This is a genomic window from Rhizobium sp. 01N447_2 (assembly GCF_056399245.1).
Window position 1 is genome coordinate 16812 of the sequence record NZ_JBFTQY010000087.1, and the last position, 10259, is coordinate 27070.

Genomic DNA, 10259 nt, shown 5'->3' on the forward strand with positions numbered 1-10259 from the left:
CTCTTACGCGTTCTTCGCTCCCCGATTCACTGGCGCGACGTCGATGCGTGTGCCCGCATAGTCGATTTCGTGCAGGACCATGCTGCTCTCAACAAGGAGGATCGGGCAAGCAGCCGCGAGCCTGCGCGCTTCAGGCCACTCTGGACGCGCGCCCACCGGGTAAGCGCAAAACGGGTCCGGGACCGAAACGTATCGTAGAAGGCGATGTTCGGGCTCAAGCTTCCTGATTTCCAGGGCTTCACGTTGGTCACGAAATGAACGATCGCGAGCTTCTGCTCGAGCGCGATGCGGGCGATCGCCTGCGTTGGCTCGAACTGAAAATTCCAGGCGCGGTCCAGGATCTTCCACTTTCCGTCGCAGGCAAAGTTAAGAGCGTCCTGATCCGAATATTCCGTCGTCGGAAAGCGGTCGAGATAGTCCAGAGATCGTTCCGATATTCGCTCGTTTCGCCATTTTTCAAGGTCGATAAGAAGAATGCCGGCGTTAAAATAACGTTCGACGCGAGGGCCGCCGGTTGCACCTGGTCCATTGCGCACCACATTGTCCAGCCAGTAGTCCGGTACAGCGCCGATCACTGCCTCGCCGAGGTCAGTATTCCACAACTGTTCAAGCGCAGTCAGGACCAGGATGTCGCCATCCAGATACAGAACCCGATTGCAGGTCTGCGGAAGGAACTGCGGCAAAAGGAGCCTCGCGAAGGTCATCCTCGAAACGCCAGGGCGAGTGGAAAATCCGCTTGCGAAGGACAATGTGGCGATGGGATGCCACTGAATGACTGCAGAATTTGCGGGCAGAGAATCAAAGATCAGTTGCTTTGTTTCTTCGCCTATTCCCTCATGAACGACATGGATATTCAGGGGCCATGCGCTTCGGTTATTCTCGGCGACCGATCTAAGGGCGGTCGCCAAGGGAACGGCGTAGGCCGCATCGACCGCAAAGACGATGGGCCCCAACCGCTGTGTTGCACCCGCAGGGGCGGCTCCTTTTCGTATGCTATGCACATTCATGTTTCCGGCACCATCCCATCGAAAGAACACGAGCTTCGACTTGCAATGATCGACGTTGCTGTTCACGGCCCGATTGATACGGCTTCCTGAACGGGAAGGCCGACGGCCGGGGTAGGCAGATTGGTGTAGGCCGTTCGCGAGGACTGGACGCCAAGCGTGCTCTTGACGCCGCCAGAGAGCTTCCACTCGAAATAAGCAATCGTTCTCTCAAGCCCCTCACGAAGGTTCACCTTCGGCTGCCAGCCCAGTTGTTGCGTTGCGCGGCTGATATCCGGCTTGCGCTGTGTCGGATCGTCAACCGGCAGGTCCTTGAAGACGATGCCGGACTTCGATCCGGTCATTTCGATCACCATTTCTGCCAATTCACGGACCTGGAATTCTCCTGGGTTACCGAGATTGATCGGACCCGTAACGCCAGCCGGCGCCCCCATCAGGCGGATGAAGCCCTCAATCAGATCGTCTACATAGCAGAAGGAGCGCGTTTGCGTGCCGTTGCCGAAGATGGTGATCGGCTCGTTTTGAAGCGCCTGAACGATGAAATTGGAGACGACGCGGCCGTCATTGGTCTGCATGCGCGGCCCGTAAGTATTGAAGATGCGCGCTACGCGGATTTCCACGCCATATTGACGATGGTAGTCGAAGAACAATGTTTCGGCACACCGCTTGCCTTCGTCATAACATGCCCGCGGCCCTATGGGATTGACACTGCCTCGATATTCCTCGGGCTGAGGGTGGACTGCCGGATCGCCATAAACTTCGCTCGTGGATGCCTGGAAGATCTTCGCCCTGGTGCGTTTTGCCAAGCCGAGCATATTGATGGCCCCGTGCACATTGGTCTTCACGGTCTGTACGGGGTCGTGTTGATAGTGGACCGGAGACGCCGGACAGGCGAGGTTGTAGATCTCGTCGACCTCCACATAGAGCGGGAAAGTAATGTCATGGCGAAGCACCTCAAAGCGAGGATCGTCAAGAAGATGCAGCACATTGTCGCGCGAACCGGTGTAGTAATTGTCCACGCAGAGGACGTCATTGCCCTCTCGCAAAAGCCTTTCGCACAGGAATGATCCCAGAAAGCCGGTGCCGCCGGTTACCATAATTCGCTTTTGTCCGTGCATTGGTGTGCTCCGTTGTTGACGGTTGCCTCGCGAAAGCGAGGATGGTCAGTAGGCTCCCCTGCGCTTGAAGACCGCAGGGATTGTGCTGAGAAGAATTTGGCAGTCAAACCACAGCGACCGGTTGTCGATGTAGAACTCGTCGAGTTGCTGCTGCAGCTCGATATCCGCATTGCTTCGTTCGGATATTTGCCAAAGGCCCGTGAGCCCCGGCGTGACGGAACGGCGCTTGTTTMGAAATTCGCCGTCCATAGCCAGGAGGTGATATTCCGGGAACGGACGCGGCCCGACGATGGCCATCTGGCCGGCAATGATGTTTGCCAATTGCGGGAGCTCGTCGATGCTCGAAGAGCGCAGCATATGTCCTATAACCGGAAGGATGCGCGGATCGTCCTTGAGCTTGAAGTGGCTCAACCACTCGGCGCGCATAGCAGGGTTGTCTCGGAACAGTGCCTCAAGGCGCTGTTCTGCATCTTGGTACATCGTCCTCAATTTCAGGACGTGCACCGGCTTGCCGGATCGCCCTTCCCTGGTATGCCGGAAGAAGACGGGACCTGGATCGATGGCATAGATTGCGGCCGCTGCAAATGCGATGAATGGCGCGACCACGATCATTGCAGGGATGGCGATTGCGAGATCGAGGATTCGGCGAACCAGATCCGCGTTGACCCAACTCCCACCGGTGGTGAGGCGAATACCGATCTCTCCGCCGACATCCACAGGTCGCAAACCGCTTACCTTGAGGCTCGGCGTGTCGGACAGCAAAATGACTTCGGCGAACTTCCGACGCAGCCCCGCCAAGTCGGGTATAAGCGAGCCTGTGTCGCCCGCAATCACGGCAATGGATGGCACGCCATCGGGCAATGCCTCCAAAGTATCAGGGGAAAATGGCTCCGGCCTGATGCCATACTGCCAGCGGCTCTTGAAATGGGCCACCAGAGCGGGAGTAAGGTTGCACCCCCCTATGACAACCGCGCGCTCGCCCCAGATTCCAAGTCTCCAGCATAGGCCTCGTGCAAGCCAATGCACAAGCGGCTGAACAATCAGCCCGAGAGCGAGGAACCCAATAACGGCAAGCAGCAGTCGTTCCCCTTCCGGCAGGATAATTGCTGCGAATGCCGTCAGGACGGCCACCTTGACGGCAGCCATGGTGCGCCGCCGCAGATGTTCGTGGTCATGCAACCGATATCCAGGATAGAGGCCGGCCGATGCGTAGAGAACAATGGCAGCGAGCGCTGCGATCGTGAACGTGCGCTCCGCTATCGTGCCCTCCGAGCCGCTGGGGAGAAAGGACAGGAGAGCAAAATAGGCAATCAAATAACCTGCAATGTCGCCGGCGACCAGGATGGACGAGGTTGCAAGCCGAGGAAGCCGGCGCCGTAGCGCGACGGGCATATTCGGCCCTGCCCGTACAAAGGGATCGGCGGGCTTGGCTGCGATGGGTGGCACGGAACCTGCCGGAATCGCCCGCGCCGCCATGTCATTTGATATGGCTGCCTTCGACGGACCCGGTGTCATTGCTGGCGACGCAAATAAGGACATGATGGCTTTACACCTTTGCAGCTGCTGCTTTTGGCGCGCTTGATCCAAAAACCGCGTCTTCGATCGGAAACTTCCGAAGTCCCAGTCTCTGGAATGCCGTCAGTGAGATGAAGGTCGGCACGACGAGCGCATAGCGCCGCCACAGCCGTCGCGGCTCGCATAAAAGACGAAACGCCCATTCGAAGCCGCTTCTTTGAATGAACCTTGGAGCCTGCCGCTTGAGGCCGGCGTGGAAATCGAATGCGGCTCCGACACCGATGAGCATCGATGCTTGCAGACTATCGCGCATGCGCGCCATCCAGAGTTCCTGCTTGGGACTGCTCAGCCCGACCCAGATGATATCGGCACCCGACCGATTAAGCCGGTCAGCAATATCCGTTTCCTCCTGCGTCGACAGTTTGCGAAAAGGCGGCGCATAGGTGCCGACGATCCGTGCTTGCGGAAATTTTGCCAGAAGGCGTGCCTGCAGTTGTTCGAGCGTTTCGGCCGTTGCACCATAAAGGAAGTGGCGCAAGCCCTTGGAGCTGCCGGCATCGAAAACGGATAGCATGAGATCCGGTCCATAGACCCTGTCGCTTTCGGCATGACCAGCACGCTTCAATGCCCAAACAAGCGGCATGCCGTCGGGAGTTACGAGGAAAGCCCGGTTATGTATCGACCGAAGCTCGGGATCATCTTGACAGCGGACGATGCCGTGTGCGTCGCGAACGCAAACATATTCCTTCCTGCCGTCTTCGATCGCTTTTTGAATAAATCCAGTCGCGCTTTTGAGATTAACTGCCGAAACGCGAACACCAAGGACATTCGTCCATTCAAAGGAACCCTTTGGATGAAGAACTGAAGTCTGGCTGCTGCCTGCTGTTTGCTTTCCCATGACCTACGCTTTCGCGATCGAAACTGTCACCAGAATATCCCGGCAGGCCGATTGCCTCCATACTTGCGGATCCAGCTATTGGACGTAGAAGAGATTTCAACTTTACGTCTTATGCCGCGATGACGTACAATATTCGAAGTAAGTCTATGTACCCCTCAGCTTACCCTGTTGCTCTTTTTGATGACCGTTGGCCCGAAATAGCGCTTCGACCCGCGCAGAGCTGCAGAAGCTATTCACTCAAGCGTGATCAAAGCTAGTGAGGCTTGAGCACAAACAAAGCCGGAAAGAGAGAGTTCAGGGAATTCCTGTGTACTCCTGAGCAGGTGGAACACTTGAGCCTGGCAGGCTCTTCGGACGGATCTGGCCGCGGCTTCGCCTGGACGCTCAAAAGGCCTTCACCTTGACGCGATCGATCATTCGACGGCTCGGCGGGAGCCTCGCGCAGGATGCGAGTTGGGCAAGGGTTGGAATTTCGCTTTGAGATCGGCTCGCCACGCTCATCTCCTCACCGTTCCTGCCTGCGGCAGTTACCAGCAGCGCGTGCACGCCATGACCGAAGGGTGTTCCAAGTCGCCATAGCTGCGGACTTGTCGCCGCAGGACACCGCTCGTTGAGGCTCCTTTCGTTACTCGGGCGGCGCGACTACGCTTCCGGTGTCCGCCCCAGCCTTCTGAAGATCTCCTAGACTGCCAAATTCTCCCGAACGCATGATTTCCGGATTTATCCTGAAGCTCTTGTTGTTCAAGTTGCCGCTGTAGCGGTTGCGCGCGAATTGCACAAATCCAAGCCCAAGATCGGGAGTGTTGACATACGCTACAATGCCGCTGTCATTGTTAACCGATACAACATTCTCCTCAATACGATTAGGGCGCGCCCATGGCGGACGCCAACCCCTGCCGGTACCGATATCAACGCGAAAAGCCGCGCCCGATCCGTGTGTGATGACGTTTCCCGCCACCAGGTTGCTCCAACCGCCGTTGATACCGATCGCCGCAACGTTGCCCGAGAGCGTATTTCCCTCGATACGCAGCCCGCTCGCCTTCCCATCCGTATAGATCGCCCAGCTGATAGGAGACGGCCATTCGCTGGTATTCTCATATCCGGGAGGCCAGAAGGTCCCATCGACCCTGTTCATGAGATGACCGGTCCCGGTCACCAGATTGGAGCGGATGGTGCTGTTCAAAGGGTCTGCCTGCTCGCCCATCATCTTGATGGCGCCGCCATCTGCGGTCTGYTGATTGGCGTTACGGATCTCGTTATGCTCGATGACAGCGTTATAGACGGCGTCGTTGGAACCCCACAGCGAACCGCCGGCGATTCCGAACTGCGCCGTGTTTTCGATCAGGTTGTCGGCGATCCTGACATTGTCAGCCGCCTGGAACCATATTCCGGCGGTTTCAATGTAAACCTTTCCGATGTCATGGATATGGTTTGAAAGGATCCTGGAGCCGTTCGACTTGCCGAACGTGCCATAATTTGTGCCGACGTAAATCCCGTTGCCAGCCACATCCGCAATCACATTGCCGGCAATCAAGGAATCCTTGCTTTCCGTCACATGGACCCCGACGCCGACATTTTCGATGCTGTTGCCGAGAATCTTGACGCCATCAGCGTGTTCGATCCTTATGGCGCCAAATCCTCTTGTTTCCGTATAGAACTTGCCGCTGCCGTCAGGAGCTCCATCTCTAAACTCGAGCCCTGATACGACCATCCCATCGGCCCCATCCAATTTGAAGAATGTCGGCAGAATGCCAGCAACGACGACGGAATTGGGTAACGACTGATCGACAGGGATATAATAAAGCTGGCCCGCGACAAGGTCGTACCACCACTCTCCGGGAGCATCGAGCAAGGCCTTGGCTCCGGTTAGGAAATAGCGGCTGCCTTCTGCGGTAAAGAAATAGCCTGTGCCTTTCGTATAGACAGTCCGGCCGGCGCCATCGATGGATACAACTGGGAGCGTGTCATTGCCCCACTGGCTTCCCGGTTGATACCCCCCAACGATGTCCACGACCAGCCCACTTGTATCACCCACTGCCGGAAGATCGCCGGCATGGAAACAAAAACGCGTGTTTCCTTCCCGCACGTCGATGGCCGGATCGCACTTTGCGGCAAACAACCATCCCTTGCGTGGATCGCCATCAGCGGGAGCGTTGGGATATCGAGCCCGAGTTTGGCGTTTCCCATTGACGAAAAGGTCACCGGCCCCTTCATCCGGTGGCAATTTTAGCGGCGCCGTCCAGCGACCATCGGCCTGCTGCGCCCAATTGCGCACGCGTAGCCCCCCATGCAAAATCGGCGCTTCATTGCATCTTGCCGTGAGGGTCAAGCCCCTATCGCGGGGGTCAAAGACGATCGGCTGAGTAAGGTAGTAATCGCCTTTACCCAGCGCGATTGTGTTGGTGCCGCCCTTCTCACGGGCAGCATCACGGGCTCTTTCAATGCTGGCGAAAGGGCCGTCGCCGCCCTGCTGATTTGCTGTCGGAAGGAGGCCACTCCAGGTGTCTTTGCCATCGGGAGAAACGTAAAATATCGTCCGCGCCCCAGCGCTGCTGCTCAATACGTCGCTTAAAGAAGTCCCATTCAACTTGGCTGAGAAAGTCGCGGGAGCTTCCGCGCAAGTCGCCTCCCTGACGAGCATCTGCAAGCGCTCAGGCGCATCTATCTCGGTCCCGACTGGAGCCGGATTGCCGGACTGCGGAAAGAGCATGACAGGCAAAATGCTCAGGATCAATTCAAAACGCCGCCTCATGATATCTGCAACCCGCTCGCAAGGCCACGCGAGGGCGCCTGCCAAGATGGCGAACGGCTGATCGAAACGACGGGCGCGTACAGCGAAAACATGATGATGGCTGCGGTAAACAGGATGAAGATGGTGTCATTCTGAGCGAAAAAAATACTCTCAGTCAGATTCATCACCAGAATCATGATCGTAAAGACATTGAGCCAGAGCCACCCGTACTGCGGGTCATGACAATGAAGGGTCGCGCCCTGGCGGATTGCATGGAGAAGCAGCAGAACAAACGGAATCATTCCCATTATTCCAAAGCTCAACAAGATATCGCGGTATCCATTATGCGCGTGAGGCGCCGCCCATCCGATCTTTAGCCACATGCGCGTCGCTTCCGGGTTCGCGACTGTCCAGAAAGCCTGGTAACCGTAGCCAAACATCCAACGATCGGATATTTCGCGATCAACCAGCTCCCACAATGGCACCCGACCGGTCAGGGTCGCGTCCTTGCCGAGCGCTTCAAGGGCCGGAACCAGGAATTCGTGAAGCGAAATCAGAATGGCGACAGACAGCTGAACGAAAAACAGGACGATGACGACGCGGCCAATGCTGCTGCTTTTTTGCAGCAGGGAATAAAAGCCGATCAGGCAATACGCCACTGACGTTGCAATGATCGCGGTCATCGATCCGGAGCTTGCAAGGCAGACCATACCCGCGGCCAACAAGATGAACGCGGTTCGCCGCAGGCCGAGCGTCCCGTCGATCAGCACGGCCGACGCCACCAAGATCATCAGAGACGCGTACCAACCCAGGACGTTCTTGTGAATGAAAATGCCCCGCATAGTACCATCCGGCATACTGGCAAGGCTTGGTGACACCACTGACAAAACCACGCTGAGGACGATACAGGCTCCCAGGGTCACAAATAACAGGAACAGCAGCTGCCTTGGCGTGAAACGTATCGCCAGGACATAGGAAAGAAGCACGCAAAACAAAAGGCCGATTGCGCGCCTCAAGGTCGTTGGAGGTCCTATTGACCAAAGGGTGGACAAAAACGGCAGGACAAGGATCAGGGGAACAATCAGATTTCGCCTGAGCGCCATTAGAAATTGCGGAAAATTGCGTATCAGGATCACGATTGTAAATACATAGACAGGAAAGCAAGGAAGACGCAGTATAGATTTGGCGGATTCGCTGAGCGTTCCGTCCGCATCGGCCAGGATAAGTGGCAGAAAGGCGCCTGCCTGAAAGAAGAGGGATATGCCGGCGCCCCAGCATTCTATGGCCCGCCAACTAATCGTCGGTCCGCTGGCAGTTCGGAGGCTATCTACTCTCATTATCCGTCCCGACTGACTTGAAAAGACAAGCGACTGTTGATCGCCCCAGATCAAAAAACAGGTGTCGGCCTTCGTGCTGCACTGCTCTCAAGCAATCATCCAGCCACATCCGCAGTCAACCTGTCCTAGCGAAGGGCGGGCTACGCCTAATGCACCTTCGCTCCACCCAAAGACGGTGTTGTGCGTAAGCTTTCAGCCGGTATTCACCCAAAAGGCGGGTCTTCATGTCCGCCGATTGCCCATAAGAGCAGATGTTGCGCATGTCCGTTCACCGCTACCGTGGCGATGAGTGTCTTGTGAAGCGTGGTGGGTAAGCCGCGGTTCCACTGGAATGAGGCAACAATTCTGACAGAGGCTCTCTCTGCAGTCGAAGCCTGGAAGGTTTAGGATTACTATGTTTCTGCGTCACGATCCTAGTTCTCTATGCAACACGACGGGCGCTCACCTCGTCGTGGCGATCTCAACGGCTCTGCGCGAGATGCTGTTCGGCCGACAAGGTCTTTTCGATATCACCGTCACCGAGGCTCCGAACCTCGATGGCTGCGTTAAGGTCGACGTCCTAAGCAACTTTGCGCTGCTGTACAGCGGTGCATCGCTGCAACTCGCCTGAGAGCACGTCATGGAGCAGCCGGCCCTCAGTGTCCTCATCAATAATTACAACTACGCTCGCTTCGTTGGGCGGGCGATAGACAGCGTGTTGAGCCAAGACGCGCGCAGCGTCGAGATAATCGTCGTCGATGACGGCTCCACCGACCAGTCGCGGTCCGTTCTGGAAGCGTATGACAGCCGAGTGAAGGTGATCTTTCAGGAGAATGCAGGACAGGCCGCTGCGATCAATACCGCTGTGGGATCAAGCATGGGGGAGATCCTCTGTTTTCTGGATGCCGACGACTGGTGGGGGCCGAGCAAGCTGTCGGCGACGGCTGCAGCGTTCCGCGCAAACCCTCAAGCATCGCTCGTCTATCACCGACTGCAGCCAACGCTTGTCGATGGCACGCTGACTTCCAAGCCGATCCCTCGAAGCCTGTGTTCGGGCGCTTTGTCGCCGCTACTCACCAGATCGGCTGGTTGGTGGCCTTTTCCGATGACGTCAGCCATCGCGGTACGACGTAGCGCGTGGAATGCTGCGGGCAGCATTCCCGAACAATTCCGCATATCAGCCGACGCCTGGCTCGTGGGGATCTATCCGTTTCTGGGGGACGTCATTGCCATGCCGGATCCGCTTGGATTCTACCGCATCCACAATAACAACTGGTATCGCTCGACCGAGGATGCCACCACGCTAAGGAGGCGGATGACGCACTGGCAGCAAACCGTTGAAGCAACGAACCTGTTTCTCTCAGCCCATAAGCTACCGGCAAGGCTACATCTGACGGATCACTATCCCTATCGCATCGCGTCGGCAAAGCTGCAGGGAGCCGATGCACGCACCCGGTTCAAGCTTGCCGTCGAAGGCCTCTTCTTTGCCGGCGAACCGAACCTGCTCAGGCGGACGCGCGATAGTTTGCGCTCGGCGCGCGGCCTGTCACGGCTCGGTCTGGACGTCGGCTTGTCGGAGGCAGCGAAATGAAGGCGCTGCTATTGGTCTCCGAACTGGAAGACTATACCATCTCATTTGCCAGCGGCGTTGCCCAACACCTGAACGTTGTGCTTGCC

The 10259-nt window shown here is 57.0% G+C and carries 8 protein-coding genes; 2 read left to right on the top strand and 6 right to left on the bottom strand.

The genetic code is table 11. The annotated features are described in order from the left end of the window. Window positions 1-26 precede the first annotated feature (26 nt). The 6 genes from AC1ECN_RS33855 to AC1ECN_RS33880 form a co-directional block, all read right to left on the bottom strand. The gene (locus AC1ECN_RS33855) at window positions 27-1073 is read right to left on the bottom strand and encodes a glycosyltransferase family 8 protein (RefSeq protein ID WP_245494933.1); all 1047 of its coding nucleotides are present in this window, start codon (window positions 1071-1073) and stop codon (window positions 27-29) included. Further along, window positions 1070-2122: a UDP-glucuronic acid decarboxylase family protein gene (locus AC1ECN_RS33860; RefSeq protein WP_018071884.1), complete on the bottom strand. Its 1053-nt coding sequence runs from the start codon at window positions 2120-2122 to the stop codon at window positions 1070-1072. The genes AC1ECN_RS33855 and AC1ECN_RS33860 overlap by 4 nt, the downstream gene beginning before the upstream one ends. A gap of 45 nt (window positions 2123-2167) precedes the next feature. Further along, entirely contained in the window at window positions 2168-3661 is a 1494-nt protein-coding gene (locus AC1ECN_RS33865) for a sugar transferase (RefSeq protein WP_477955443.1), read from the bottom strand. 7 nt (window positions 3662-3668) lie between these two features. Then, window positions 3669-4535, bottom strand: a complete 867-nt coding sequence (locus AC1ECN_RS33870) for a WecB/TagA/CpsF family glycosyltransferase (protein WP_018071882.1) — start codon at window positions 4533-4535, stop codon at window positions 3669-3671. A 625-nt stretch (window positions 4536-5160) separates the two neighbouring features. Beyond that, window positions 5161-7287 carry a right-handed parallel beta-helix repeat-containing protein gene (locus AC1ECN_RS33875; RefSeq protein ID WP_130705805.1) on the bottom strand — a complete coding sequence of 709 codons (2127 nt, stop codon included), beginning with the start codon at window positions 7285-7287 and terminating at the stop codon, window positions 5161-5163. After that, on the bottom strand, window positions 7284-8603 hold the full coding sequence (locus tag AC1ECN_RS33880; protein WP_130705806.1) for an O-antigen ligase family protein: 1320 nt from the start codon (window positions 8601-8603) through the stop codon (window positions 7284-7286). The genes AC1ECN_RS33875 and AC1ECN_RS33880 overlap by 4 nt, the downstream gene beginning before the upstream one ends. A 394-nt stretch (window positions 8604-8997) precedes the next feature. On the opposite strand from AC1ECN_RS33880, the gene AC1ECN_RS33885 reads away from it, so the two are divergent. Together AC1ECN_RS33885 and AC1ECN_RS33890 are read left to right on the top strand one after the other, a co-directional pair. Next, window positions 8998-9213, top strand: a complete 216-nt coding sequence (locus AC1ECN_RS33885) for a hypothetical protein (protein WP_130705807.1) — start codon at window positions 8998-9000, stop codon at window positions 9211-9213. A gap of 9 nt (window positions 9214-9222) precedes the next feature. Continuing rightward, a complete protein-coding gene (locus tag AC1ECN_RS33890) occupies window positions 9223-10173 on the top strand; it encodes a glycosyltransferase family 2 protein (RefSeq protein ID WP_130705808.1) in 951 nt (316 codons plus the stop codon). Window positions 10174-10259: the final 86 nt, after the last annotated feature.

Coding starts and splice junctions, on each gene's coding strand:
- AC1ECN_RS33880 (WP_130705806.1), bottom strand. CDS start 8,603: ATGAGAGTAGATAGCCTCCGAACTGCCAGCGGACCGACGATTAGTTGG.
- AC1ECN_RS33870 (WP_018071882.1), bottom strand. CDS start 4,535: ATGGGAAAGCAAACAGCAGGCAGCAGCCAGACTTCAGTTCTTCATCCA.
- AC1ECN_RS33890 (WP_130705808.1), top strand. CDS start 9,223: ATGGAGCAGCCGGCCCTCAGTGTCCTCATCAATAATTACAACTACGCT.
- AC1ECN_RS33885 (WP_130705807.1), top strand. CDS start 8,998: ATGTTTCTGCGTCACGATCCTAGTTCTCTATGCAACACGACGGGCGCT.
- AC1ECN_RS33860 (WP_018071884.1), bottom strand. CDS start 2,122: ATGCACGGACAAAAGCGAATTATGGTAACCGGCGGCACCGGCTTTCTG.